This window comes from Microbulbifer halophilus (assembly GCF_026183675.1).
In the GTDB taxonomy this organism is placed as follows: domain Bacteria; phylum Pseudomonadota; class Gammaproteobacteria; order Pseudomonadales; family Cellvibrionaceae; genus Microbulbifer; species Microbulbifer halophilus.
Map to the genome: position 1 here is coordinate 1 of NZ_JAPIVK010000012.1, position 26,045 is coordinate 26,045.

Sequence of the window (26,045 nt, forward strand, 5' to 3'; positions counted from 1 at the left end):
GGTGAGCGCCATGGATGGCGCGAATCAGTGGAGCCGGGGGAGAGGGGGCGGAACCCGCCCAATAGCCCAACGTCCTCTATGGACCAGTACCCGGCCTCCGAATACTTGGGTCACCCATGCTCCCCACCTAAACTCTCCTGACTAAAAATTCCACAACGAGGTTGCCTTGGCGGAATTGGGGGAGTTTTCCAACCTGACGCTGGCACTGCTCCTGGCGGTGTGTGTCGCCAGTGCGTTTATCTCCGCAGTAACCGGCGGCGCCGGTGGTGTACTGATGTTTGCGGCACTGAATGTGGCGATACCGCTGCGAATGCTGGTACCGATACACGGCGCCGTGCAGCTGCTGAACAATCTGGCGCGGATCTGGTATGTGCGCGACCACATCCGCTGGAATCTGTGCCTGCCGTTTTTTATCGGCTGCACATTGGGGGCGGCAGCCATGACTCTGGGGATGGCCAGTCTGAGCTGGGAGCTGCTGCCGCTGGCCCTGTTGGCGCTGCTGATCTTTTACACGGTATTCAAACCGGGGCAATTGCCGGAAATACGCCTGGCACCGCGGAACTATTTCTGGGTGGGGTTGGCGGCCGGCACCTTGGGCATCCTCGCCGGCGCCGTGGATCCGCTGCTGGCCGCGTTCTTCGTGCGTAGGGACCTGGCGCCGAAAGAAGTGGTGGCCAGCAAATCGGTGATGCAGGCCTGGTGCCACGCCCTGAAAATCCCCGCCTTTATCTATCTGGGTTTTGCATTTTCCGATCACCTGGAGCTGATTCTGCTGCTGACGGTAGCCGCGGTGATCGGCACACGCGTGGGCGTGGCATTGCTGAACAGAATCGACAGTGAACTTTTCTTCAAACTGATGCGCGTGGCGCTGCTGATGGCCGGTCTGCGGATCACCTACCAGCTGATCGCGATGTAACAGGGGGTATGCAGTGGCGGACTACCAGATTATCAATCCCTACAATAACAAGCTGATCGAAGAATACGATTTTACCGGCCGCAAACAGGTGGATGCCGTGCTGGAAAAACTGGTGGCAGGTCGGGAAGTCCAGGCCGCTACTCCGGCGTTCGAGCGCTCGAATATCCTGATGCGCCTGGCCCAGCTGTTGCTGGAACGAAAAGAGGAGCTGGCGTGCCTGATTACGGAAGAAACCGGTAAAACGATCAGCGACAGCCGGGTCGAAATCGACCGCGCCTACAATACGGCGCTGGGCAGCGCTATGGAAGCGCGCTCGATTTCCGGTGAGGCGCTGGACTCCGACGCCTTCCCGCCCCAGCGCGAAAAGATCGGCGTGGTGCTGTGGAAGCCGCTGGGTACCGTCCTGTGTATCACGCCGTTCAATTTCCCGATCAATATCGCCGTACACAAAGTCGGTCCCGCTTTTGCTGCCGGTAATACCATCCTGTACAAGCCGGGCCCGCAGAACAAGCGCTCGGCGGAGCTGCTGGTGGAACTCTGCCATGCCGCAAGCATGGCAGAGTCGGTGCTGCAGATGCTGATTCCGGATATCGATGCCACCGGCCACGCAGTGGCCCACCCGGAGGTGCATGCGATCAACTTTACCGGCGGCACTGCGGCCGCCAATGCGATTGCCGTCCGTGCGGGTTACAAGAAACTGTTGTTCGAGCTGGGCGGCAATGATCCGTTGATCGTGATGGAAGACGGCGACCTGGACGCCGCGGTGAACGCCGCCATCAATCAGCGTTTTGCCACTGCCGGGCAGCGTTGTACCGCGGCCAAGCGGCTGTTCGTACATCGGCAGGTCTTCTCGGCTTTCTCCGAAAAGCTGGTCGCGGCAACGGAAAAGCTCAAGGTCGGCGATCCGGCGCAGGACGATACCTTTGTCGGTCCGCTGATTCACTCGGCGGCGGCGGACCAGGTGCAGCAGCGCATCGATGCGGCGGTGACCGGCGGCGCGCGAGTGCTGTTTGGCCATCGCCGCGAGGGCAATATCATCTGGCCGACGATTCTGGACAATATCGCCGACGATGCCGAACTGGTCTGCGAAGAGACATTCGGCCCGGTGATGCCGCTGCGCGCATTCGACAGCGTCGACGAGCTGGTGGCGCTGGTTAATAATTCATCATTCGGACTGCAGGCGGGTGTCTTCACCCAACAGCTGTCGCTGGCGAAGCAATTGTTCAACCGGCTCGATGTAGGCCTGCTGGCGATCAATGATGGCCCCGGCTTCCGCGCCGAGCACTTCCCGTTTGGCGGCGTGAAAGAGAGCGGCGTGGGTCGGGAGGGCGTTCGCTACGCCATTCGCGAAATGAGTTTCCAGAAGACCCTGGTGATCTGACCAGATTGACAGGCGGCGCCGCAGCTGGCGCCGGCAGCTTCCTGTTCAGGGCGGCCGACTTCCACTATACTCGGACGCAACTTGTCGGAGTGCCCCTGGGCTGAGATCGCTGTAGCGAGATCCGTTGAACCTGATCGGGATAAGACCCGCGTAGGGAACAAGGCAACCTCCGAAAATCGTGGCATTGCCGTCTGACGACGCGCAGTCCGCCATGTTTTCCGGGGTTACCAAGATCTGAAGTCGCCGAATGCTGTGTACTTAAACAACACTGGTGCGACTTCTCTCTTCATCTCTTCTGCCCCTGGGCGCTGCGGCGTCATTCGTTCGCAAGCCACAGGGGGCAGCATGTCCAAGGAAACCGCCAATACGGAAAGCCGCAACGGCAAATCCAGCCGCGCTGAAAGCCGCGATTCGGCCAGAGAGTTTCTCGATAATCTTACCGCGCAGTCTTTTCCCAATTCGCGCAAGGTGTACCTGAACGGTGAAACCCCGGATATACGCGTGGGCCTGCGCGAAATCTGCCTCGGCGACAGCGTCGTCGGCGGCGACGACGAAAACCCGGTACTGGAACCCAACGAACCCCTGCGCGTCTACGACACTTCCGGTCCCTATTCCGATCCGGATTACAGGCTCAACATTCGCGATGGCCTGCCCAAACTGCGCCGGGGCTGGATCGAGGCCCGCGACGACAGCGAAGAACTCACTTCGCGCCAGGCCGCCTACAGCCAGAAGCGCATGGCGGATCGGGGGTTGGACCATATCCGCTTCGACCGGTTGCCGTCGCCGCGCAGGGCGAAAGCAGGCCGGAATGTCTCGCAGATGCACTATGCGCGCCGCGGCATCATTACGCCGGAGATGGAGTTTATCGCGCTGCGCGAGAATATGGGCCGCGCGCAACTGGCGGATGAACTGGAAGAATCCCACTACCAGAAGGCCCGCGACGGTATCCATATTCCCGAACAGATCACGCCGGAGTTCGTGCGCCGCGAGGTGGCTGAGGGTCGCGCCATCATCCCGGCCAATATCAACCACCCGGAAGTGGAGCCGATGATCATCGGCCGCAATTTCCTCTGTAAAGTGAACGCCAATATCGGCAACTCGGCGGTGACATCCTCGATTGAAGAAGAAGTGGAAAAACTGGTGTGGTCCACCAAGTGGGGCGCCGATACGGTGATGGACCTGTCCACCGGCCAGAATATCCACGAGACCCGCGAGTGGATACTGCGCAACTCGCCCGTGCCCATCGGCACTGTGCCCATCTACCAGGCGCTGGAGAAAGTCGGTGGCGCGGCCGAGGACCTCAACTGGGAGGTATACCGCGATACATTGATCGAACAGGCGGAGCAGGGCGTGGACTATTTCACCATCCACGCCGGCGTGCTGCTGCGCTATGTGCCGCTGACCGCCGAGCGCGTCACCGGCATCGTCTCCCGCGGCGGTTCCATCATGGCCAAGTGGTGCCTGGCGCATCACCGGGAGAGTTTCCTCTACACCCACTTTGAAGAAATCTGCGAGATTATGAAGGCCTATGATGTCAGCTTCAGTCTCGGCGACGGCCTGCGGCCGGGCTGTATCGCCGACGCCAACGACGAGGCCCAGTTCAGCGAACTGCACACCCTCGGCGAGCTGACCGAAATCGCCTGGAAGCACGATGTACAGACCATGATCGAGGGGCCGGGCCATGTGGCGATCCACAAGATCAAGGAGAATATGGACGAGCAGCTGGAGCATTGCCACGGCGCACCCTTCTATACCCTCGGTCCGCTGACCACGGATATCGCCCCCGGCTATGACCACATCACCTCGGGTATCGGCGCCGCGCTGATTGGCACCTACGGTTGCGCCATGCTCTGCTATGTGACGCCCAAGGAGCACCTGGGTCTGCCCAACAAGGAGGATGTAAAAGAGGGGCTGATGGCCTACAAGATCGCCGCCCACGCCGCGGACCTGGCCAAGGGGCACCCGCGTGCGCAGCAGCGGGACGACGCCCTGTCCAGGGCCCGTTTCGAATTCCGCTGGGAGGATCAGTTCAACCTAGGGCTGGATCCGGAGCGCGCGCGCGGCTACCACGACGAGACCCTGCCGAAGGAATCCGGCAAGGTGGCGCACTTCTGCTCCATGTGCGGCCCCAAGTTCTGTTCCATGAAAATATCCCAGGAAGTGCGCGACTACGCCGCCAAACAGGAGGCGGACAAGGGCATGGAGGAGATGGCGATCAAGTTCAAGGATATGGGCAGCGAGATTTATCACAAAGCCTGAGCGCTTTGAGTTTGATGGGCACGTCGCTGCGCTCCTTTGCCCATCCTACGAAAGTAACCGTAGGAGCGGCGGGAGTCTCACGGGGAGTACGGCGGAAGATTGAAGCATGGCAGATAATCGAACAGCCAGCATCGCCATCGCCGGCGGCGGCCTGATGGGCCGGTTGCTGGCCTGGCGGCTGGCACAGGCAGGGCTGGAAGTCAGTCTCTTTGAAGCGGGGGACCTGACGGCCCCCGGCGGTGCCTGCTGGACGGCCGCAGGCATGATTTCGCCGCTATCCGAGCTGGTGCACAGCCAGCGCGCCATTTTCGATCTCGGCATGGAGAGCCTGTCGCTCTGGGCCGACTGGGCAGAAAAGCTCGAAGCGCAAAGTGGCCGGCCGGTGAATTTCCGCAACGCCGGCAGCGTGCTCGTGGCCCACGGCAAAGACAGAAACGAACTGCAGCAATTCCAGCGGGAACTGCAGGCTAAGCTGGGCGACGGGATCGACGGGGATCTGCGCCGGCTCGACCGGACCCGACTGCAACAGCTGGAACCGGCCTTGGAAAGTTTCGAACAGGGGCTGTTCCTGAGCCGCGAGGGCGATATCGATAACCGCCGCCTGCTGCCGGTACTGCTCGACCTGCTGCGCCGGCAGGGCGTACGGTTGCACGAACACACAGAAGTGGAATGTGAGAGCTGCGCCATCTCGGATCGGCGGGGCCGGCAGCCATTCGACTGTGTGATCGACTGCCGCGGTCTCGGTGCCCGGCACAGTATCGATGGCCTGCGTGGTGTGCGTGGGGAAGTGCTGGTGGTGGAGACAGGGGAGGTACAGTTGCAGCGACCCGTACGGCTGCTGCACCCGCGCTACCAGCTCTACGCGGTGCCGCGCAGCGGCGGGCGCACCGTGATCGGCGCCACGGAAATCGAGAGCGAGGACCTGTCGCCCATCTCGGTGCGCTCCACCATGGAATTGTCCTCCGCGCTCTACGCATTGCACCCGGCCTTTGCCGAGGCGCGCATCGTCGAGACCCGGGTCAATTGTCGGCCGGCCACCATGGACAACCTGCCCCATATCCACAGCGAGCCTGGACTGGTACGGGTCAACGGTCTCTATCGGCACGGCTACCTACTGGCGCCGGCGCTGGCGGTGCGGGTGGAAAAACTGGTATCGGAACAACTAAATCAGGTGGCTTGATGGAAATACAGGTAAACGGCGAAAGCAGGCGGGCCGAGCGAAACGACCTGCCCGGCCTGCTGCGGGAATTGGGTTACAGCGGCGAAACTTTTGCCGTGGCCGTCAACGGCGACTTTGTCCCGCGCGCGCAGTACCCGGACACGCGGATTGCAGAGGGCGACCACCTGGATGTGGTGGCGCCGGTTGTGGGAGGTTGAATATGTCCGCGAAACTCGAGCTGTACGGCGAACGTTTCGACAGCCGCCTGCTGGTCGGCACCGCACTCTATCCGTCGCCGGCCATCATGCGCGAATCGGTGCGGGAATCCGGAGCGGAAATCATCACCCTGTCCCTGCGCCGGCAAAACCCGGAACAGCAGCAGGGAAAAATGCTGTGGGACTATATCCGCGAATCCGGCTGCCGGTTGCTGCCCAACACCGCCGGCTGCAAAACCCCGCGGGAGGCCATCGCGCTGGCGGAAATGTCGCGGGAGATTTTCCGCACCAACTGGCTCAAGCTGGAAGTCGTCGGCGACGACTACAACCTGCAGCCGGATCCCTACGGCCTGGTGGAAGCGGCGCGGGAGCTGGTAGAGCGCGGCTTCAAGGTATTGCCCTACTGCACCGACGACCTGCTCGTGTGCCGCAAACTGCTCGACGTCGGCTGCGAAGTACTGATGCCCTGGGGCGCGCCCATCGGCACCGGCCTGGGCCTGCTGAACCGCTACAACCTGCGCACCCTGCGCGAGCGCCTGCCGGATACACCGCTGATCATCGACGCCGGCATAGGCGCACCCTCCCAGGCGGCGGAGGCGATGGAAATGGGATACGATGCGGTGCTGCTGAACACCGCCATCGCCAGGGCACAGGAGCCGGTACAGATGGCGCGCGCATTCCGGTTGGCGATCGAATCCGGCCGCAGTGCCCACGCCGCCGGCCTGATGCTGCAACGCCAGACCGCCAGCCCCAGCACGCCGACACTGGATATGCCCTTCTGGCAGCAGTCGGACCCGGCGACGCAGTAATCGATGAATCGCAACGATATGCAAAACAAGCCGATTGTCTGCTGGTCCATCGCCGGCAGCGATTCCGGCGGCGGCGCCGGAATCCAGGCGGACCTGCTGACCTTTGCCGATTTCGGCTGTCACGGCTGCACCGCGATCACCGCCAATACCGCGCAGAACACCACCGGCGTGGCCGCCATCAACCGGGTCTCGCTGGAGGCGCTGCGCTCGCAACTGCAGGCGTTGCAGCGCGACCTGTTTCCCGCGGCGATCAAGATCGGCCTGCTCGCCAACCGCGAGCAGGTGATCGCGGTGGCGCAGTTCTTGCGGGAATTGTTTCGGGTTGCAAAGGTGCCGGTAATCTACGACCCCGTGGCGGTGGCCTCCAGCGGCGCCGCGCTCGCCGAGAGCAGCTCCGGCGAGGCCGCGCTCGATGCGCTCTTCCCGCTGTGTGAACTGATTACCCCCAACCTGCACGAACTGGAATCGCTGGCCCGGGCGCCGGTGGCCGGTGCGGAGCAGATCGTAGCCGCCGCGCAACAGTTGCAACAATCCGGCGATACGGCGGTGCTGGTCACCGGCGGCCACGGCGAGCTGGTCGAGGGGGAAATCGCCGACCTGCTGTGGGATGGCGAGCGGAGCGACTGGTTTGTCGGCGACAAAATTGCCAGCGAAAACACCCACGGCACCGGCTGCACCCTGTCGTCCGCCATCGCCGCCTGCCGGGCGCTGGGCTACCCGCTGCGGGATGCCTGCGTGGTGGCCAAGGCGTATGTGCAGCGCGGCCTGCGGCTCGGCGATACGGATGCCATCGGCAGCGGCGCCGGCCCGCTGGGCCACTGCGGCTGGCCGGGAGACCTGCAGGATTTCCCGCAAGTACTGGTGCCCGGCGATGTGCGGGGAAGAAGCTACGGGCAGGCCGGTAACATCGACACCTTTGCGCGGGGTTTCGCGCCCGTCGATGCTTGTGCGCTGGGCCTCTACCCGGTGGTGGATTCGGTGGAATGGCTGGAGAAGCTGGCCGAGCTGGGTGTGCGTACACTGCAGCTTCGTATCAAAAATCCCGGAGATGACCTGAAGAGCCTCATTCAGCAGGCGGTGGAAATCGGCGAGCGCTACAACCTGCGGCTATTTATCAACGACCACTGGCAACTGGCTATCGAGTGTGGTGCCTACGGTGTGCACCTGGGGCAGGAGGATCTGCAGACCGCGGATTTGAAGGCGATCAAGCGCGCGGGTTTGAGGTTGGGCATCAGCACCCACGGCTTCTACGAGCTGCTCCGCGCCCACCGCTACCGCCCCAGCTACCTGGCGCTGGGGGCCATTTACGCCACCGACACCAAGGATATGAGCGACCAGCTGCAGGGGGTGGAAAAGCTCGCGCACATGGCGGCACTGCTGCCGGATTATCCGCTGGTGGCCATCGGCGGTATCAACCTGAAGCGGGCGCCGGCAGTGGTGGCCGCCGGGGTGGGGAGCGTTGCGGTGGTCAGCGCGGTCACGAAAGCGGAGAATTACCGGGAGGCGGTCCGGGCGTTCCGGGCCCTGCTGCCGGGCGGCTGAGCCACCCCCCTCTCCTTCCGGGAGAGGGCGACCGGATTGTGCCCCCTGGCTTTCCCCCTCTCCCTAACCCTCTCCCGGGGGGAGAGGGGACTGATCGTGCACGGATTTGGATTCGAGTAATGACACCATGCTGAGCCGAAAAGAACTGCAACGCTACAGCCGCCAGATAATGCTGCCCCGGGTCGGCGAGGCCGGGCAGGAGAAACTGAAAAAGGCGCGGGTAATGATCGTGGGCCTCGGCGGGCTCGGCAGCCCGGTGGCGCTATACCTGGCGGCGGCCGGGGTGGGGGAGCTGCACCTGGTCGACGGCGATCGTATCGAAATCTCCAACCTGCAGCGCCAGATCCTCTACAAGACCAACCACCGCGACAAGGCCAAGGCACAGGTGGCGGCGCAGCAGCTCTCGGCGGCCAACCCGGAAATCCGCGTGCACCCACACGACAACCTGGCGGATGAGTCCTGGCTGCGGGATCGACTGGGCGATATCGACCTGGTGCTCGACTGCACCGATAATCTGGAGACCCGCCACGCGATCAACCGCGTATGCCGGGCGCTGCGAAAGCCGGTCGTCATGGCCTCGGTGCTCGGATTCTCGGGGCAGTTGATCAGCTTCGATTTCGCCGCGCAACAGTCTCCCTGCTACGCCTGCCTGTTCCCCCCGAGCGCCGATCGGGAAGTGCAAAACTGCTCGACCGCCGGCGTCATGGGGCCGGCGCTGGGAGTGGTCGGCAGCATGCAGGCGCTGGAGGCGATCAAGTTGCTGCTGGGGCTGCCGGTGGCCAGCCTGTCGCAGCTGCAACTGTTCGAGGCGGAATCCCTCGAGTTGCGACCGCTGCAGTTACAGGGTAATAATGACTGCCCGGTTTGCAGTAATCCATAACGACAATGAAATTCCCGAAGATCCTTCCCGCGCTTGCGGCAGTGGTGTTGGCGACGCAACTCGGCGCCTGCTCGCAAGAGGAGACCGCCGGAACCGGGCCCGGCAATCGTTCGGCGGAGGCTACCGATATCCAGGCAATCTACCAGCGCACCTGTTACAGCTGCCATAACAGCGGCGTCGGCGGCGCGCCGCGCAGCGGCGATGGGGTGGCCTGGGCGCCGCGCCTGGAAAAGGGCATGGATACCCTGGTGGCCAATACCGTCAACGGCTATCGCGCCATGCCGCCGCGGGGCCTGTGTTTCGATTGCAGCGAGGAAGATTTCGCCAGACTGATTAAACTGATGGCAGGTGAGGGCGATTAAACGCCGCTTTGAACATCTCCCTTTCGATCGCAGGAGCAGGCCATGTACGCTTTTTCCGGGCTGTATCGTTTCACTCTTGTTTCCCTGCTGTTGTTTCCCCTGGCCGGTTACGGCGACGCCGAAGAAGAACCGGCGCTGCCGGACAAACTGGCCCTGAACGAGTGGAAAGTGCCCTGGGAAGGCCGCCCGCGCGATCCCTCTGTCGATGGCCACGGCGATATCTGGTTCTGCGGCCAGGCAGGCAACTATATCGGTCGATTCTCTCCCGCCAGCGGCATTTTCAAACAGTTTGAAGTTCCCGACGGAAGCCATCCGCACAACCTGATCGTCGACGACAGAAACCGCGTCTGGTATGCCGGCAACCGCAATGCCCATATCGGCCGGCTGGATCCGGACAGCGGCGCGATCGAGCAGTTTGCAATGCCGGAGGGTATCGACGATCCACACACCCTGGTGTTCAATCGGGACGGCAATATCTGGTTTACCGCCCAGCACAGCAACCGCATCGGCCTGTTGGACGTGGAGACCGGCAAGGTCCAGTCTGTGAGACCGTCGGTACCGCAGGCGCGGCCCTACGGCATCAAGATGGATGCGCAGAACCGTCCCTGGATTGCACTGTTCGGCAGCAACCGGCTGGCGATGGTGGATCCGCAGACGATGGAACTGACCGAGTTCGAATTGCCGTGCACCGACGCGCGTCCGCGCCGCCTCGATATCGACCGTGAAGGCGACGTCTGGTACATGGATTACGCAGGAGGTTATCTCGGGCGCTTTGAACCGGATTCGGAAACGTTCACCGAGTGGCGTATTCCTGGCGAGGCACCGCGGCCCTATGGCACGGTGCTGGATGACAGCGGACGATTGTGGATTGCGGATGCGGGAGTGATTCCCAATCGCATCCTCGCGTTTGATCTCGCAACGGAAAAATTTGTCAGTGTCAGTCCGCTTCCGAGTGGTGGCAATGTACGCCATATGGTCTTTAATGCCACTGATGGCAGTTTCTGGTTCGGTGTCGACACCGGCTATTTGGCCCAGGGGCAGCCGCAGGACTGATGTCGCTCCGATATGTCGTGTCTTTTTTGGGTAAAAGGCGATGTCGGCGCAGTGTAGCGGGCTTATAGCCATGCTCAATAGCTTCAAGCGGTGAAATAAATTTCTTAATTGTTGTCGCGCGGGCTATTCTAGAGAACGATTGAGTTTACCGGCTCCCGGAAATCTATTTAAGACGGAGACAAGAGGTTATCTATGAGTAAGATCGATATCGGTATTGGTGCCAAGGATCGCGAAACGATCGCCGAGGGCTTGAAATGCCTGCTGGCAGACAGCTATACACTTTATTTGCAAACGCACTATTTTCACTGGAATGTCACCGGCCCGCTTTTCCGCGACCTGCACCTGATGTTCGAGGAACAGTACACCGAGCTGGCGGATGCGGTGGACGATATCGCCGAGCGTATCCGTACCCTGGATGTGCAGGCGCCCGGTACCTACAAGGCGTTCGCCAAGCTGAGCTCGATCGAGGAAGTCGAGGAAGTCCCCGCGGCGGAGAAGATGGTGGAGATCCTCACCCAGGGCCACGAGCAGGTGGTAAAAACCTGTCGCGATGTACTCAAGGCGGCCCAGGGCGGTGACGACGAATCGACCATTGCGCTGGTATCCGATCGCATGAGCGTGCACGAGAAAACCGCCTGGATGCTGCGGGCCATGTCGAAATAATATTCGGGACCCGGTCGCGGGGCGCCACAGGCCCTGCGACCCGGTTGTCCGCCTCGCCAAATCTTTCCCCCCTGGTTTTTCATCCCCTCACCAGCTTCCACTGCGAGCCGCCGTTATCCGGCGGGCTGATCCATATCTGCCTTGGCGCCGTCGAACAACTGGGGGAGACAGTGTAATGGATTGGCTGCAACGCTATGTCGACAACGTAAAAACCTACCTGTCTGGCAGGCATCGGGAGGATATCGGCAGTGAACTCTACTCCGACCTGCGCGACCAGTGTGACGATATGGCCGAGTCGCTCGGGCGTGAATCCACGGAGGCGGAGGTGCTGGCGCTGCTGAAGCTGATACTGCCGGCGTTGCTGTTCAACCAGGAACAGGTTTTCACCATTCAGTGGAGTGGCGAAGATGCCAGGCAGTGGGCCATACCGCCGAATAACTGGAAGATCACTATCGCCATCGTCATGGCGATCATCGCCTATGACCTTTTCAACAACCTGCGCCGCCTCACGGTTTCCCGGCAACCAGCGTGAGGAACGCCTGCGCCGGCGCCGACAGGGCGCCGCGCCCGCGCAGCAGCACGCCCACTTCCTGCGCCACCACCGGCCCCGCCAGCGGCAGGCAGACCAGACCGTAGTCCTGCATCTGCGTCTCACAGAGGCTCGGCACCGCACTGATGCCCAGCCCCACCTTCACCATCTGGCCGATGGTACTGAGCTGGTTCGCCTCGCACAGCAGTCTCGCGTTCACCCCGCATCGGGCGAAGGCATCGTCGGTCCAGCGCCGCACCGCCGAGCCGCGGTTCATGGCGACAAAGGGCGCCTTTGCGAGATCCTTCCAACGCAGGCCCCCCCGCCCGGCCAGCGGATGTTCCGGCGGCATCACGGCGACAAAGCGATCCCGGTCGAAGGGCGCGAACTCCAGCCCGCCCAGGTCGTCCGGGCGGAAGCTGATTCCCAGCTCGGCGCGCCCGGCCTGTACCGCGGCGATCACCCGCTCCATGACGATATCCTCCAGCACGAGATTGATATCCGGATGTTGCCGGTGGAACTGCGCCAGCAACGCCGGAAGGCGGTTCAACGCAAAGGCCGGAATCGCCGCCAGTGACAACTGGCCGTGCTGTAGCCGAAAGCGCTGCTGGATCGCATCCAGCGACTGGTCCCAGTTGCGCAGCAACTGCTCGGCGCGCTCGAGAAATTCGACGCCCTCCGGCGTCAGCGACAACTGGCGGCTCTCGCGGTTGAACAGCGGCCCGCCGGCCACCTCCTCCAGGTTGCGGATCGCCACCGACAGCGCCGGCTGAGAGATATGCAGTTGCGCACCGGCCTCGGCCAAGCTGCGGGTGCGGGCGACGGCGACAAAGGCGCGCAGTTGTTTGACGGTGGCGCTCAAGGGGACTCCTGTAACTCCCCTCTCCCGCTTGCGGGAGAGGGGCCGGGGGAGAGGTCGGCTGGGCCCCCCCGGTAAATGGAAAATAAGGTATAAATATAATTTAACAGAAATGAGTAAATTTAAAATAGCCTTAATTGTTAGACCAAGGCATGATTGTCCGCATCGCAACCGGGCCGATAATGGTCAACCATTGAGAATAACGAAAGTGACAGGTCAGCCGAGATGAGCAACAACACCCAGCCCCTGTGGCAGCCCAGCTTTGACGCCATACACGCCACCCAGATGGACCAGTTCCGCCGCCTGGTGAACGAGCGCTTTGCGCTCGAGCTGGCGGACTACGCCGAGCTGTACCAGTGGTCCGTGGACCGCCGCGAGGACTTCTGGAACACGCTCTGGGATTTTGGTGAAGTGATCGCCAGCCAGCGCGGCGAGCGCACCCTGGGTAGTGACGCCATGCCCGGTGCCGAGTGGTTTCCGGACGCGAAGCTGAACTTCGCCGAGAACCTGCTGCGCTATCGCGACGATCGGATCGCGCTGGTGGAGCGCCTGGAAAACGGCAACCGTCGCGAACTCAGCTACGCCGATCTCCACCGGCGCGTGGAGCGCCTGGCCGCGGCGCTGGTCGCCGAAGGTGTGGAGAAGGGCGACCGGGTGGCCGGCTTTATGCCCAATATCATCGACACCGCGGTGGCCATGCTCGCCGCCGCCAGTATTGGCGCCATCTGGACCTCCTGCTCACCGGACTTCGGTATCAACGGCGTCCTCGACCGCTTCGGCCAGGTAGAGCCCAAGGTGCTGCTGGCCTGCGAGGGTTACTACTACAACGGCAAGACCATCGACTCCCTGCCGCGGCTGCGGGAAGTGGTTGCGCGCATCGACTCCATCGGGAAACTGGTGGTGGTTCCCGTGGCGCGCAACCGCGAGGAAACCGCCGCGGCCATTGGCGATATCGAGCGGGCGGTGACCCTTCAGGATTTTGAGAGTGCGGCGCCGGAGCGCCCGCTCATCTTCGAGCAGACGGACTTCAATCACCCGCTCTATATCATGTATTCCTCCGGCACCACCGGCGTGCCCAAGTGCATCGTGCACGGCGCCGGCGGCACATTGCTGCAGCACCTGAAGGAGCACCGGCTGCATACGGACCTGAAGCGCGACGATGCGCTCTTCTACTTCACCACCTGCGGCTGGATGATGTGGAACTGGCTGGTGAGCGGCCTCGCCTGCGGCGCCACTCTGGTGCTGTTCGACGGCTCGCCTTTCTACCCCGCGGCCGAGGGCCTCTGGGATATGGCGGACGAGGAGGGCATCAGCGTCTTCGGCACCAGTGCCAAATATATCGCCGCACTGGAAAAATCCGGGCGCAAGCCGCGCGAGACACACAGGCTGGAAAAATTGCGCGCCGTACTGTCCACCGGCTCGCCGCTGGCGCACGAGGGCTTTCGCTACGTCTACCGCGATATCAAGCAGGACGTCTGCCTGTCGTCCATCTCCGGCGGTACCGATATCGTTTCCTGTTTTGCGCTGGGCAACCCGACCCTGCCGGTCTACCCCGGCGAACTGCAGTGCCGCGGCCTGGGCATGGCAGTGGAAGTCTGGAACGACGACGGTGAGCCGGTAGTGGGCGAGAAGGGCGAGCTGGTCTGCGCCAGATCCTTCCCCTGCATGCCGGTCGGCTTCTGGAATGACGAGGACGGCTCCCGGTACCGCGGCGCCTATTTTGAAAACTGGCCCGGCGTCTGGGCCCACGGTGACTACGCCGAGATCACCGAACATGGCGGCGTAATCATCTACGGCCGCTCCGACGCCGTGCTGAACCCCGGCGGCGTGCGCATCGGCACCGCCGAGATCTACCGCCAGGTGGAAAAGGTGGACGAGGTACTGGAAAGTATCTGCATCGGCCAGGATTGGCGCGACGATGTGCGCGTGGTGCTGTTCGTGGTGCTGCGCGAAAGCGTCGAGTTGGACGACGAGCTGATCCAGAAAATCCGCACCACCATCCGCGCCAACACCACCCCGCGCCACGTGCCGGCCAAGGTCATCCAGGTGACGGATATCCCCCGCACCATCAGTGGCAAAATCGTGGAGCTGGCGGTGCGCAACGTGGTGCACGGCAAGCCGGTAAAGAACAAGGAGGCGCTGGCCAATCCCGAGGCACTGGCACTCTACGAAAACCTGCCGGAATTGCAGGGCGATTGATCGCCGATTAACGGCGCAGGTTGGAGTGGGCTCCGCGAAGTCCAACCTGCGCCACCGACGATCTAAAAAACAAAAACACGCCATTCAGTTCGCCGCCAATCTGAGCTACCCTTGCGCAAAGCGTTAATAATCTTCACGGAAGAGCACCCATGGTCACTTATCTCTACTGGGCGGCGGTGATCGCCCTGGTCGTTCTATCCCTCTTTGCCGGCAGTCGCCTGGGCAGCCTGAAGGTGGGGGGCATTATCGCCGGTATTGTTTTCCTGATCGGCTGGTTCGCCTATTACTTCCACTACGAGCAGGTATTCGTCAAGCGGTTCGGGGGCGTCATGCGTATCTCGGTGCCCGACGGCCAGCGGCACCTGGGTGCCACCTGGAAGGAAGATAATCTCTGGATCGAAAACTACGACCCGGAAACCAACCAGTGCATCTTCTCCGAGTATTCCAAGGGCAACCTGCTGGAGGGGCGCGTCATTATTCAGGACTGCAACCCGCTGCAGCGCGGCTCCGCGCCCACCCCCTGACTGCCCCCGTTTGCCGCGCGGACCGGACAGAGCGCGGCTTTTGTCGGGCGGGCTGGCAACTTTTCTCCTGAAAAAAGCATCGGAACAGGGCAACAACGGACGAGTCCTTTGCGCGTTTTAATCGGTATCCTGCTGACGGGCCTGCTGCTGTCGCCGCTACAGCCAGCCCTCGCCATCCCCTTTTTCGATCAGCTCCCGGACTTCAGGGTGCGGGTGGAGGGTGACCGCAAACTGCAGGACTGGTTGCGCGGGGAAATGGAAGAGCTGCGCAGCTCCAGCTCCGCCCTGGAAAACTACGAAGACCCGCGGGATGTCGGCCGCTACGAGCGCGGCACCCTGGAAAAGTTGCTCCGCTCCCGCGGCTACTACGACGCCCGGGTGCGCGAGACGGTCACCGGCGGCGATATTCTCTACCGCGTCGATCCCGGCCCCCGCTACCGTATCAAGAGCATCTCCTTCGATATGCCCGACTACCTGCGCAGCGATGGCTACGCACTGCCGCTGTCGGCGGGGGATCCGCTGGTGGCGAGCAAGGTGCTGGACGGGGTCGAGGCAATCGAGACTTATCTCGGGGAAAACACCTGCCTGCTGGAGATCGATGTCAGTTACCGGGCCACGGTGATTCACAGCGAGGCGGCGGCGCGGCTCGAGTATCGCGTCGCCCCCAGCCCCGAAGTGAATGTGGGCGAAGTGACCCTGGAGGGCGTTACCTCCGTGGAACCGGATTTCCTGCGGGACAAACTGGAAATCGGCCGCGGCGACTGTTTCAGCCGCGAGAAAATAGACGCGGCGCGACTGCGCCTGCTGCGCACCAACCTGATCGCCGGGGTCAATACCCGCATCTCCGAGCCCTACGGCGGGTTGGTGGACATCACTTTCATACTGCAGGAGCGGCGCCACCGCACGGTCAAGCTGGGGGTGGGCTACACCTCCGACCAGGGCGCCGGTGTCTCCGCTGGCTGGGAGCACCGCAATGTCCTGCACCGCGGCGAGAAGATCGATATCGAAAGCAAGATCAACCCGGTGCAGCAGTCGCTCAGGGGCGAGCTGCGGGTGCCGCAATTTTTCAGCGACAGGCAGGACTTTTCCGCCGAGGCGGAATACTCCAACGAGGAGCGGGATTCCTACCTGGCGGAATCCCTGACTGTCGGCGCCACCGTGCACCGCCGGCTGAGCAAAAACCGCACCGCCAGCATCGGCAGCGAGCTGAAATTCAGCGAGGTCGAGGAAGAGGGGGCCCGGAGCGAGAACTACCGCCTGCTGTCCTTTCCGCTGGGCCTGCAATGGAATACCACCGACAAGCTGGTGGATGCCCGCCGCGGCGCCACCGTGGCGCTGGAAGTGCGGCCCTTTATCGATCTCGCAGAGACCGACACAACCTTCGTCAAGAACACTCTGGTGATGACCGGCTACAAGACCGCCGAAGACTGGCGCTACCAGCCCACGCTGGCGCTGCGGCTCAAGGCCGGTGTCATCAGCGGTATCGACAATTCCGGGATTCCCGCCGACGAACGCTTCTACGCCGGTGGCGGTGGCTCGGTGCGCGGCTACGCCTACCAGGCGTTGGGGCCGCGGCGGCTGATTGAGGAGCCCGATGGCACGAGCCGCCTGAGCGACCCCATTGGCGGCCGCGCGCTGAGCGAAATTTCCATCGAGGGGCGCCTGCGCTTTTCCGATACCTGGGGTGGCGTGCTGTTCGTGGACGGCGGCAACGCCTACGCCGACCCCAGCCCCAATTTTTCCGATCTCCACTGGGGGGCCGGGTTCGGCGTGCGCTATATCACCTCGTTTGCGCCGCTGCGCTTCGATATCGCCTTCCCGCTGGACAGTCGCAAAGAACTGGACGACAGTTTCCAGGTCTACGTCAGCCTGGGGCAGGCTTTCTGATGCGGGCCCTCGCCGCGCTGGCGGCCGGTTATGTGCGCGCCCTGGGGGCGGTGCTGCGGAGCCTCTGGCATTCGCTCGGCGGCCGCGGCTCGCTGCTGTTCAGTCTTTTCCTGCTGGTGCTGGTGGCGCTGCTGCTGTTGCTGGGTACCGAGCCGGGGCGGGTTTCACTGACCCGCACCGCCGTTGTCGCCGCGGAAAAGTTTATGCCGGACCTGGATATCCACGCCGAGCATATCGGCAGTGATCATCTGGGCGCCTGGTATTTTTCCCACCTGGAAATCGATTACCGCTCCGAAACCCTGCTGCAGGCGCGGGACCTGGCGGTGGATTTCGATATCGGCGGTCTGCTGGAAAACCGCATCGATATCGAGCGGATCGAGGCGTCGCTGCTGCGGCTCGACAACGACACCCTGGGCGAACTGCTGGAGGCCCGGGGGCAGGCCGCCGAGGATGCCGTGGAAAAAGACCCGGAGCCGTTCTCGCCACCGCAGTTGCGTCTCGGCGCATTGCAGGTCGATCGCCTGGAAGTGATCGACCGGCGCCTGCCGGAGCTGCCGGCGGTATCGGTGACGTCCAACGGCCGCTATCTCTGGCAGGGAGAGAGGGCCGAGCTCTTCCTGGAGATACGCGAGCTGGACGGCGCCGACCTGCACATCATCCTGGAGGGGCGGGAACTCGAAGAGGGCCGCCTGCGGCTGGTGTTTTCCGCGCGCGAGAAAGCCGGCGGCTTTGCCGGCACGCAGTTGCAACTACCGCGGGGCGAGGCGCTGGATGCCAGCGGCCGCATCGCCCTGTGGCAGCCGCAAAAAAACCGGCTGCGGGTACAGGTGGAAGCATTTTCCCTGCCGCTGGTGGCACATCGCTTTACGCTGCAGGGCAACGCCGACATCGCGCTGTCGCCGTGGGAACTGGCCACCGAGGAACTGCAGCTTCGGGTCGACGATACCCGGCACACGATTGCCGGTACCGTCAGCGCCGACAGTGTGGATGCGGAAATCCGCCTGAACCGCCTGCCGGTCGCCATCTCCCAGCCCTGGCAGGATTACCTCACCGGCGGCTGGCTCACCGCCGACCTCAGCCTGCGCGGGCCGCTGTCGCTGCCCGCGGTTTCCGGCATCGTGGAGCTGGAAAGCCGCTATCGCGAGCGGCCGTTGCACCTGGAGGGGCGGGTGCAGAGCGAGAAGGAGGTGATCCGTATCGAGGCGGCGACGCTCGAGTATCTGGACACGCGGCTCGACGCCGGCGGCCGTGTCGATATCGGCAACAGGGCGCTGGATCTGCGGGGGGAAATCCGCAGGCTCACGATCGCGGAAATCCGCCGGCTGCTGGTGGCACTGCCGGGCACCGGCGAAGTGGAAATCCCGCCGGACTTGTCGGGCAGTGTGGAAAAACTGCAGCTTGCGGCAAAAGGCCCCTGGGACAACCCGGAACTGACCGCCGAGCTGTTCGCCAATCCCATCTACCGACAACTGGATACGGAGTTGCGGGCGCAGGTATCGGGCAATCTGCGCAAGCTGGAGATTGCCGACCTGCAATTGCAGTCGAAAACCCTCAGCATCGCCGGCAGTGGCAGCGTGGATATCGACGGCGAATCCCTGGACCTGCAACTGGATCTGGGTGCGCGGGGATTCCGCCCGGCGGAGGAGTTGGGCGTGGCCGCGGCCGAGGGCGTGGCGATCGACCTGGATTCGACGCTCAGTGTCCGCGGCCCCTGGAAAAACCCGCAGATGGCTGCGCGTATCGAGTCCGGCGGCGAGTACAGAGACTACCGCTACTCGCTGCGCGGTGGCGCCGGCGGCAGTCTGGAAAGAATCGAACTCGACAAGCTGCGCCTGGAGCTGTTCGCCGACGGCGCAGGCCGCAGTGTGCAGGGTGGCCCCATATCGCCCGTGCCGAAAACAGAGGCTGGCGAAGCGGCGCCGCAGCAGAGCCGCGTCGGACTCCTGGCGCAAGAGGTGGAGAATCTCGGGCGCGAGGGCAACGCCTGGCTGGAACTGGACGGGGTTATCCAGCCGAAAGCCGGGCGCGCCCGGGGCACCGTGGCCGGGCGCAATATTCCGGTGAGCCTGGCCGAGCTGGCCGGTGTGGAATTGCCGCCGTCACTGAGTGGCGAGATCAGTATCGAGGGCCGCATGGAAGGGCCCTTTGCCCGGCCCGAGGCCACCGTCAGCATCCTCGCGCTGGGGGACTACCGCCGCGAGCCCTGGCAACTGCAGGGGGATATCGGCTACGGCAGCGGGCGTGTCGACCTGTCCGATGTGGAACTGCTCTGGGCCGGGCGCAACCGGCTCTCCGCCAGCGGCAGCCTCAACGAAAAACAGCTGGACCTCCAGGTGAGCGGTCGCGCACGGCTGGCGGACCTGGATTCGGGGCTGCCGGCCAATATCGCCGATCGGGGCGAGATAGCACTCAATATCAGCGCTGCCGGCAGCCCGCAGAAACCGCAACTGGATGGCGAACTCCGCCTCGACAGCCGCGGTGCGGGCCAGCCGCTTGCGGCGGTACTGGACTGGAACACCCTCGGCGACGACCTGCATATCGCGCTCGACGCCCGCAGCGGCCAGCGCCGCGCCGTCGAGGTCCGCGCGCAGTTGCGCATCGCGCCCATTCTGGAGCAACTCTTCGCGCAGCGGCCGGCCGGGCAGGCGGCGCCGCCACTGCCACTCGACCTGCAGAGCCGCGGCAGCGCGGACCTGGCGGTGCTGGCGGAGTTTATCGACCCGGAAATCCACGCTCTGCGCGGCCGGCTCGACTTTACCCTGAATGTCGGCGGCAGCTTCGATCAGCCGGACCTGCAGGGTCGCATCGCGCTGGAAAACGGCGACTACGAACACCGCCCCAGCAACACCCGCCTGCGCCGGCTCGAATTGCTCGCGGTACTGGCGCCCGGCGAATGGCGTATTGAAAAGGCCCGCGCCGAAGACAGCGAAGGGGGCAGTATCAATCTCGCCGGCGCCGTCACCTTCCCGGCATCGGCGCCGCCGCAGATGGATTTCACCCTGCGCGCGGAGCGCATGCACCTGCTCAACACCCCCGCGGTGCGCGGCGCCGTATCCGGCCAACTGGCGCTGACCGGTACTACCGAAGACTCGCTGCTGGAGGGCAGGCTGACCCTGCGGCCGCTGTCGGTGCAGGTGGAGCAGTTGATCGGCAGCAGTGTGCCGGAGATCGAAGTGGTCGAGGTGGAAGTGGACGGCCCGCAGGTGGAAAAGGCGCCGCCGCTGCTGCGCAAACTGGCGCTGGCGATCGAAGTGGTGCTGGACCAGCAATCCTATGTGCGCGGCCTGGGGTTGGACTCCGAGCTGCGCGGCAAGGTGGATATCGCCGGCACCGCTGCCAAACCCAGGGCCTCGGGTGAACTGGAAATCGTGCGCGGCGAGTTCGACCTGCTGGGCAAGCGCTTCGAACTGCAGGAAGGGCGCGTACAGTTCGAAAACAATGTCGCTGCCATCTATGTGAAGGGGCTGCACGAATACCCCGAGGGTGAAATCATCGCCGAGATATCCGGCACCCTGTCCGGCACCGCCGACGACCTGGATATCCAGTTCAGCGCCACCCCGGACGCGCCCCAGGACGAAATCTTCGCCCAGCTGCTGTTCGGCAAGTCGATGACGGATATTTCCCCGCTACAGGCGATACGGCTGGTGGGGGTGGTGCGCACCCTGCAGAGCGGCAGCTCCGGCTTCGACCCGGTGGCCAGGACCCGCGAACTGCTGGGAGTGGATACCCTGGATGTGGAAACGCAGGACACCGACGAGGGCGAAAGCCAGTACGCGCTCAGCCTGGGCAAATACATCACCAACCGCATCTATATCGAACTGCAGCGCAGCACCGACCCGCTCAACCCCTGGCAGGCGGAAATGCAGATAGAGCTGCGGCGCAACCTGCTACTGGAATTCAAATCCGCTGGAGAAAGTGAAAGCGGCGCCGGCAGTGTGGAGTTGCAGTGGAAGAACGACTATTAGTTGAAACTCGGGACCCGGATCGGGCGACTGTCGATTTCTCGATACTGGAAAGAATAGCTCCCCTCTCCTACCGAGAGGGGGCCGGGGGAGAGGGCCCTCCTGCCGGCCATCAAAAACTGGACATCTGGCACCACCATGAAAGGATTCCGCCCGGACCGCCGCAATTTCATCAAACTCTGCACCGTCGCCGGTATCGCCGTGTTCGCCGCGCCGTCCCTGTGGCAACTGGGTCGCGCCGGCCAGGCGGACAAAGGCGCAAAACCGCTGCACTGGCGCGGCGACGGCGCCGATCCCGCTTTTCGCACCGACGGTGTTGCCAAAGTCACCGGCGAGAAGATATTCGGCCGCGATTTCCGCTCGGCGGATATGCCCGGTTGGCTCAAGCAGCAGCACTACGCCTTTATCCTGCGCTGCAACCGCGTCGAGCGGCAGTTTGCCGGCGTCGACTGGTCGCAGCTCCCCGAGGGCGCTGAACCCTACGAGCGCATCACCGCGCAGACTCTGGCGGACAACAAGTTTGCATTGCCGCCATTTTACGGCGAGGCCATGCTGCTGGCGGAGGGCGAAACGCCGCACTACTACGGCCACGCGGTGGCAATACTGCTGTTCGACAGTTTCGAAAAATACGCCACCACCAAGCAGGCGCTGCAGTTCAACGAATCCGTCATCCGTTACGGCGAGGAAACGCCGCCCTACCGGCGCGATCCCTATGCCAGTTGGCGCATTATCCGCGTGGAAGGCGAGGGCGGCCCCACCGGTGAGGATCTCTATTCGCCGCTGCAGGACGGCATCTTCTTTCCCCAGTACCGCGACCGCAAGGCCGAGTGGCCCAGCCACGCGGACCAGGCCGGCAGCGTCAGCGAGCGGGGTATCTACTATGCGCAGGAAATCCGCCACCGGATGGAACGGGAGGCCGCCGCCGGCAACTGGCACCTGGTGGAGGGCGACTACAACACCCAGATCGTCGAGCCGATGATGATGGAGCCGGAGGCGAGCAACGGCTGGTTCGACAGCGACAGTAAAACCCTGCACCTGGTGCTCACCAGCCAGTCGCCGCAGGACTTCCGGGAAATGGCCGCGCAGATGATCGCGGAGAGCGGCTTTGCCGGCCGGGTGGAAAACCTGGTGGTGCATTCCGGCTTTGTCGGCGGTGGCTTCGGCGCCAAGGATCACTCGATCTTTCCCTACTACGGCGCCGTCGCCGCACTCTTTGCCAGGGCGCCGCTGCGGCTCGCCAACAACCGCTTCGAACAGTTCCAGGCGGGCCTCAAGCGTCACCCGTTCAGGATGCACAACACCCTGGCGGTGGACAAAAAAACCGGCAAGTTCCAGGCGCTGTTGGCGGAGATGCAGGTGGACGGTGGCGGCCGCCAGAACTTCAGCCCCAGCGTCTCTATGGTCGGTGCCAGCGCCATCCAGAGCATCTACTACCTGCCGCGCAACGACATCATCTCCATTGCTCACCAGTCGATGAACGTGGACGCCGGTTCCATGCGTGGCTACGGCACCCTGCAGACCATGAACGCCATGGAGATGATGGTGAACCGCGCCGCAGGGGAGCTGGACCTGGACCCGATCGAGCTGCGCCTGCGCAACGCTTTCGAGACCGGCTGGCGCAACACCCAGGGCGCGGTGCCACGGGTCGGCGTGCGCTACCGGGAAATGCTCGAGCGGGCGCGCCGACACCCGATATGGCGGGAGCGCGCCGAGCGCAAGCGTATTTTCGAGGAAGAGAACCCCGATTATTTTTTCGGAACCGGCTACGCCATCGCCACCAAGGATTACGGCACCGGCGCTGCGGCGCCCAGCTCGGCGGTGCAGTTCGACCCGGAGGGCCGCCTGTCGCTCGCTATCGGTTTTATGGAAATGGGCACCGGTACCCAGACTTCTCAGGCGATGTTGCTGGAAGACATCCTGGGGGTGCCGGCGGCGGACTGTCACGTGGCGGAGATTGAGGCCTGGGAGGCACTGCAGCAGTTCCAGACCGAGAGCCCCTACACCATGAGCCAGGAACACCAGGACCGGATGGCGGCCGACCCGCTGTGGACGCCGGTAGTGGCCATGGCCAGTTCCGCCTCCATGTCCGCCTACTTCCAGAGCCACGTGACCCTGCAGGCGGCGCGCATTCTGTTCCGGCAGGGGCTGGTGCCGGCAGCGCGGAAACTGTGGCAGCTAGAGCGGGTGGATCTGTCGGAATTGCAGTGGCGCAACGGCGCCCTGGAAATGGCCGGGCAGCCATCGCTGCCGTTGGCGCGGCTGGCGGCCGAGGCCCACCGCTCCGGCCTGGTTACCGGTGTGATGGCGCACGGCTTCAACCGCTGGGACTGGGCCGAGGCGGATTTCAACTTGAATGGCGAACGGCAGACCTGGGTAATCGACGGCCTGGCGCTGCGCCGCGGCGGCGGGGCGGAACGACCGGTGGCGGACGAGTATCGGGTGTTGAAGCGCAGTGCCGTGCGCTACCCGCCCACCGATCTCAATAACGCCATGGTTACCTACTACGCTCCCTGTGCCGCTCTGGTGGAAGTGGTGGTACACAAGGGCACCGGCGCGGTGGAAATCCATGATCTCCAGAACTACCTGGAGTGTGGCCGGCCCATCGTGCGCCAGTTGGTGGAAGGGCAGATCGAGGGCGGTGTGGCCATGGGCATCGGCCACGCGCTCTACGAAATCCTGCCGCCGCTGGCCGGGGGCGCCGGCAACGGTACCTGGAACCTGAACCGTTACCAGGTGGCGCTGGCGAAGGATGTCTGTGTCTGGAAACAGCGGCACGAAATCCTGGCGCCGGAATCCGATCAGGACCCGCACAAGGGTATCGCCGAAGTGGTGATGGTGCCCATCGTCGCCGCACTGGCGGAGGCGATCTTCCGGGCCACCGGCAAACGTTTCAACGACACGCCCATCACGCCGGAAGTCCTGCGCCGCGCGTTAAACCCCCAGGTGCTGTAGAGAGGTGCTCCAATGGCCAGTTTATCCATCTCCATGAAGGTCAACGGCGAGACGGTGGGGCCGATGGATATCCCCGAATACACCTCGATGCTGGATTTCCTGCAGGAATACCTGAATCTGACCGGCACCAAGCTCGGCTGTGGTATCGGCGTCTGCCGCGCCTGCGAGGTTATCGTCGAGGATGATAACGGCGGGCTGCAGACGCTGCGCACCTGTATCAACAATGTGGGCCGTTTCAATGGCAGCAACGTGACCACCGTGGAGGGACATGCGCAGCGCAATGCCGATGGAAAAATCGAATCCCTGTCGCCGGTACAGGAGGCCTTCCTGCGCCATTTTTCCTTCCAGTGCGGTTGGTGCACCCCGGGCTTCGTCAACGCCGCCACGGTGCTGATCGAGCGGCTGAAAAAGAACCCGGTGGCGAAAGACAAAATCGAGGCGACCATCGACGAGTCGCTCGGTAAACATATCTGCCGCTGCACCGGCTATGTGCGCTATTTCCACGCGGTAAGGGACGTGATCGAATCCACGCCGGGGTTGGTGAAGGAGGGCGACTGAATGGCTGTTATCGCCCGCTGTAGGAGCCTGCTTGCAGGCGAACCGGCAGCAGGGAAAGGCAAGGGATGGGCAATGACCATTCTTCTTTTCTTCCTGTTTCCGCCTTCCATCACCGCGGCCCAGCCCCTCGCGGAAAAGGGCCGCTATATCGCCGCCGCCGCCGACTGCGTTGCCTGCCACACGGCGGAAAACGGCCGCCCCTTCACCGGCGGGCGCCCCTTCCCGACCCCGTTCGGCACCCTGTATTCCACCAACATCACGCCGGACGGGGAAACCGGTATCGGCGATTATTCCCTGGAGCAATTCCGCGCGACCATGCGCCACGGCAAGGGCCCCCACGGCAATCTGTACCCGGCCATGCCGTACACTTCCTACTACCTGGTGCGCGACGACGATATCGAAGCCCTCTACCGCTATTTCATGCAGTTGCCGCCGGTGGAAAACCGGCCGCCGAAAAACCGACTGATATTTCCGGCGAACCTGCGCTTCGGTCTCAGCTTCTGGAACTGGCTCTATTTCGACCCGGAAAAAACGCTCGCCGAGCCGGCGGGCAAGAGCGCCGAGTGGCAGCGCGGCAGCTACCTGGTCAATGCGCTGGGTCACTGTGGCGAGTGCCATACGCCGCGCAACTTTGCCCAGGCCATGCGGTTCGACAAGCGTTTTGCCGGCAACGTGCTGGAGGGTTGGGACGCGGTGGATATCCGCCCGCAGTCGCTGCGCCGCCAGGGCTGGAACCGGGCGCAACTGCGGCAGCTGCTGACCACCGGCAGCAGCGAGCGGGGCACATTGTTCGGCGAGATGTATCGCGTCATGCAGCACAGTCTCCGCCACCTGAGCGACGACGACATCAACGCGATGATCACTTTCCTGCTGGACGACAGCGAGGCCCTGCCGGAGCGGCCGGGCAATAGCGAAAGCGCCGCGCAGAACTATCCCGGGGGGCGGGGGGATTTCATCGCCTATTGCGCCGGCTGCCACGGCCGAGCCGGCAGCGGCATCACCCAGGCGTTTGCGCCGGGCATGGACAACAACGCCGCCATCCGCGCGGCCAGGCCGCACAACGCCATTGCGGTGATCCTGCGCGGCCTGCCGGCACAGCGCCTGGACCGCGAGCGGGCTCGGGCCGGTATGCCATCATTTCATCGCCAACTGGATGACGCCCGCATCGCGGAACTGGTGAATTTCATGCGCGCCGCCTGGAGCAGCGGCGGGGCCGAAGTGACCGCGGAGGAAGTGGCGCGCATACGCCACAGCCTTGAAGAAGAGGGCTATTTTTCGCCAGCGCATTAATCACCATGTGACCGGGAGTCGAACCCGCCTTTTTTCAGTCACTCCA

20 protein-coding genes and 1 riboswitch are annotated in these 26,045 nt (G+C 63.5%); of the genes, 19 read left to right on the forward strand and 1 reads right to left on the reverse strand.

What is annotated here, in order from left to right; translation table 11 throughout:
- The first annotated feature begins 166 nt into the window (after nt 1-166).
- From OQE62_RS07980 to OQE62_RS08035, 12 genes are all read left to right on the forward strand, one after another.
- Nucleotides 167-916, forward strand: a complete 750-nt coding sequence (locus OQE62_RS07980; protein ID WP_265721490.1) for a sulfite exporter TauE/SafE family protein — start codon at nt 167-169, stop codon at nt 914-916.
- A gap of 13 nt (nt 917-929) precedes the next feature.
- On the forward strand, nt 930-2,297 hold the full coding sequence (safD, locus tag OQE62_RS07985; protein WP_265721491.1) for a sulfoacetaldehyde dehydrogenase SafD: 1,368 nt from the start codon (nt 930-932) through the stop codon (nt 2,295-2,297).
- A gap of 75 nt (nt 2,298-2,372) precedes the next feature.
- A riboswitch (TPP riboswitch) is annotated at nt 2,373-2,471 on the forward strand.
- A gap of 171 nt (nt 2,472-2,642) precedes the next feature.
- Nucleotides 2,643-4,556, forward strand: coding sequence for a phosphomethylpyrimidine synthase ThiC (gene thiC / locus OQE62_RS07990; protein WP_265721492.1), 1,914 nt, complete (start codon nt 2,643-2,645; stop codon nt 4,554-4,556).
- 106 nt (nt 4,557-4,662) lie between these two features.
- Nucleotides 4,663-5,736, forward strand: a complete 1,074-nt coding sequence (thiO, locus tag OQE62_RS07995; protein WP_265721493.1) for a glycine oxidase ThiO — start codon at nt 4,663-4,665, stop codon at nt 5,734-5,736.
- Nucleotides 5,736-5,933 (forward strand): sulfur carrier protein ThiS, encoded by a 198-nt coding sequence (gene thiS, locus OQE62_RS08000; protein ID WP_265721494.1) that lies wholly within the window; start codon nt 5,736-5,738, stop codon nt 5,931-5,933. Before thiO ends, thiS begins: the two co-directional genes overlap by 1 nt.
- Before the next feature lie 2 nt (nt 5,934-5,935).
- A complete protein-coding gene (locus OQE62_RS08005; protein ID WP_265721495.1) occupies nt 5,936-6,739 on the forward strand; it encodes a thiazole synthase in 804 nt (267 codons plus the stop codon).
- Nucleotides 6,740-6,742: 3 nt separating this feature from the next.
- Entirely contained in the window at nt 6,743-8,281 is a 1,539-nt protein-coding gene (thiE, locus tag OQE62_RS08010; RefSeq protein WP_265721496.1) for a thiamine phosphate synthase, read from the forward strand.
- A 127-nt stretch (nt 8,282-8,408) separates the two neighbouring features.
- Nucleotides 8,409-9,161, forward strand: coding sequence for a HesA/MoeB/ThiF family protein (locus OQE62_RS08015; RefSeq protein WP_265721497.1), 753 nt, complete (start codon nt 8,409-8,411; stop codon nt 9,159-9,161).
- Between the two features lie 5 nt (nt 9,162-9,166).
- Nucleotides 9,167-9,523, forward strand: a complete 357-nt coding sequence (locus tag OQE62_RS08020) for a c-type cytochrome (RefSeq protein ID WP_265721498.1) — start codon at nt 9,167-9,169, stop codon at nt 9,521-9,523.
- Between the two features lie 42 nt (nt 9,524-9,565).
- A complete protein-coding gene (locus OQE62_RS08025; RefSeq protein WP_265721499.1) occupies nt 9,566-10,576 on the forward strand; it encodes a Vgb family protein in 1,011 nt (336 codons plus the stop codon).
- Between the two features lie 192 nt (nt 10,577-10,768).
- Nucleotides 10,769-11,239, forward strand: coding sequence for a Dps family protein (locus tag OQE62_RS08030; protein ID WP_265721500.1), 471 nt, complete (start codon nt 10,769-10,771; stop codon nt 11,237-11,239).
- Nucleotides 11,240-11,414: 175 nt separating this feature from the next.
- Entirely contained in the window at nt 11,415-11,771 is a 357-nt protein-coding gene (locus OQE62_RS08035; protein ID WP_265721501.1) for a hypothetical protein, read from the forward strand.
- On the opposite strand, the gene OQE62_RS08040 is transcribed toward OQE62_RS08035, so the two are convergent.
- Nucleotides 11,746-12,630, reverse strand: coding sequence for a LysR family transcriptional regulator (locus tag OQE62_RS08040; protein WP_265721502.1), 885 nt, complete (start codon nt 12,628-12,630; stop codon nt 11,746-11,748). The genes OQE62_RS08035 and OQE62_RS08040 overlap by 26 nt on opposite strands.
- A 222-nt stretch (nt 12,631-12,852) precedes the next feature.
- On the opposite strand from OQE62_RS08040, the gene OQE62_RS08045 reads away from it, so the two are divergent.
- From OQE62_RS08045 to OQE62_RS08075, 7 genes are all read left to right on the forward strand, one after another.
- Nucleotides 12,853-14,826, forward strand: a complete 1,974-nt coding sequence (locus tag OQE62_RS08045; protein WP_265721503.1) for an acetoacetate--CoA ligase — start codon at nt 12,853-12,855, stop codon at nt 14,824-14,826.
- A 149-nt stretch (nt 14,827-14,975) separates the two neighbouring features.
- On the forward strand, nt 14,976-15,350 hold the full coding sequence (locus OQE62_RS08050; protein ID WP_265721504.1) for a hypothetical protein: 375 nt from the start codon (nt 14,976-14,978) through the stop codon (nt 15,348-15,350).
- Between the two features lie 108 nt (nt 15,351-15,458).
- Complete coding sequence (locus tag OQE62_RS08055; RefSeq protein WP_265721505.1) at nt 15,459-17,237, forward strand: autotransporter assembly complex protein TamA; 1,779 nt, start codon at nt 15,459-15,461, stop codon at nt 17,235-17,237.
- Nucleotides 17,237-21,202, forward strand: coding sequence for a translocation/assembly module TamB domain-containing protein (locus OQE62_RS08060; protein WP_265721506.1), 3,966 nt, complete (start codon nt 17,237-17,239; stop codon nt 21,200-21,202). The genes OQE62_RS08055 and OQE62_RS08060 overlap by 1 nt, the downstream gene beginning before the upstream one ends.
- Before the next feature lie 135 nt (nt 21,203-21,337).
- Nucleotides 21,338-24,151, forward strand: a complete 2,814-nt coding sequence (locus tag OQE62_RS08065; RefSeq protein ID WP_265721507.1) for a xanthine dehydrogenase family protein molybdopterin-binding subunit — start codon at nt 21,338-21,340, stop codon at nt 24,149-24,151.
- Nucleotides 24,152-24,163: 12 nt separating this feature from the next.
- Nucleotides 24,164-24,709, forward strand: a complete 546-nt coding sequence (locus OQE62_RS08070; protein WP_265721508.1) for a (2Fe-2S)-binding protein — start codon at nt 24,164-24,166, stop codon at nt 24,707-24,709.
- 72 nt (nt 24,710-24,781) lie between these two features.
- The gene (locus OQE62_RS08075) at nt 24,782-25,999 is read left to right on the forward strand and encodes a cytochrome c (RefSeq protein ID WP_265721509.1); all 1,218 of its coding nucleotides are present in this window, start codon (nt 24,782-24,784) and stop codon (nt 25,997-25,999) included.
- Nucleotides 26,000-26,045: the final 46 nt, after the last annotated feature.

What these genes read in the sequence shown, in the direction of transcription:
- thiE (WP_265721496.1), top strand. Translation starts at nt 6,743, where the DNA reads ATGAATCGCAACGATATGCAAAACAAGCCGATTGTCTGCTGGTCCATC.
- OQE62_RS08015 (WP_265721497.1), top strand. Translation starts at nt 8,409, where the DNA reads ATGCTGAGCCGAAAAGAACTGCAACGCTACAGCCGCCAGATAATGCTG.
- OQE62_RS08030 (WP_265721500.1), top strand. Translation starts at nt 10,769, where the DNA reads ATGAGTAAGATCGATATCGGTATTGGTGCCAAGGATCGCGAAACGATC.
- thiC (WP_265721492.1), top strand. Translation starts at nt 2,643, where the DNA reads ATGTCCAAGGAAACCGCCAATACGGAAAGCCGCAACGGCAAATCCAGC.
- OQE62_RS08060 (WP_265721506.1), top strand. Translation starts at nt 17,237, where the DNA reads ATGCGGGCCCTCGCCGCGCTGGCGGCCGGTTATGTGCGCGCCCTGGGG.
- OQE62_RS08025 (WP_265721499.1), top strand. Translation starts at nt 9,566, where the DNA reads ATGTACGCTTTTTCCGGGCTGTATCGTTTCACTCTTGTTTCCCTGCTG.
- OQE62_RS08045 (WP_265721503.1), top strand. Translation starts at nt 12,853, where the DNA reads ATGAGCAACAACACCCAGCCCCTGTGGCAGCCCAGCTTTGACGCCATA.
- thiO (WP_265721493.1), top strand. Translation starts at nt 4,663, where the DNA reads ATGGCAGATAATCGAACAGCCAGCATCGCCATCGCCGGCGGCGGCCTG.
- thiS (WP_265721494.1), top strand. Translation starts at nt 5,736, where the DNA reads ATGGAAATACAGGTAAACGGCGAAAGCAGGCGGGCCGAGCGAAACGAC.
- OQE62_RS08075 (WP_265721509.1), top strand. Translation starts at nt 24,782, where the DNA reads ATGACCATTCTTCTTTTCTTCCTGTTTCCGCCTTCCATCACCGCGGCC.
- OQE62_RS08050 (WP_265721504.1), top strand. Translation starts at nt 14,976, where the DNA reads ATGGTCACTTATCTCTACTGGGCGGCGGTGATCGCCCTGGTCGTTCTA.
- OQE62_RS08070 (WP_265721508.1), top strand. Translation starts at nt 24,164, where the DNA reads ATGGCCAGTTTATCCATCTCCATGAAGGTCAACGGCGAGACGGTGGGG.
- OQE62_RS08020 (WP_265721498.1), top strand. Translation starts at nt 9,167, where the DNA reads ATGAAATTCCCGAAGATCCTTCCCGCGCTTGCGGCAGTGGTGTTGGCG.
- OQE62_RS08005 (WP_265721495.1), top strand. Translation starts at nt 5,936, where the DNA reads ATGTCCGCGAAACTCGAGCTGTACGGCGAACGTTTCGACAGCCGCCTG.
- OQE62_RS08065 (WP_265721507.1), top strand. Translation starts at nt 21,338, where the DNA reads ATGAAAGGATTCCGCCCGGACCGCCGCAATTTCATCAAACTCTGCACC.
- OQE62_RS08035 (WP_265721501.1), top strand. Translation starts at nt 11,415, where the DNA reads ATGGATTGGCTGCAACGCTATGTCGACAACGTAAAAACCTACCTGTCT.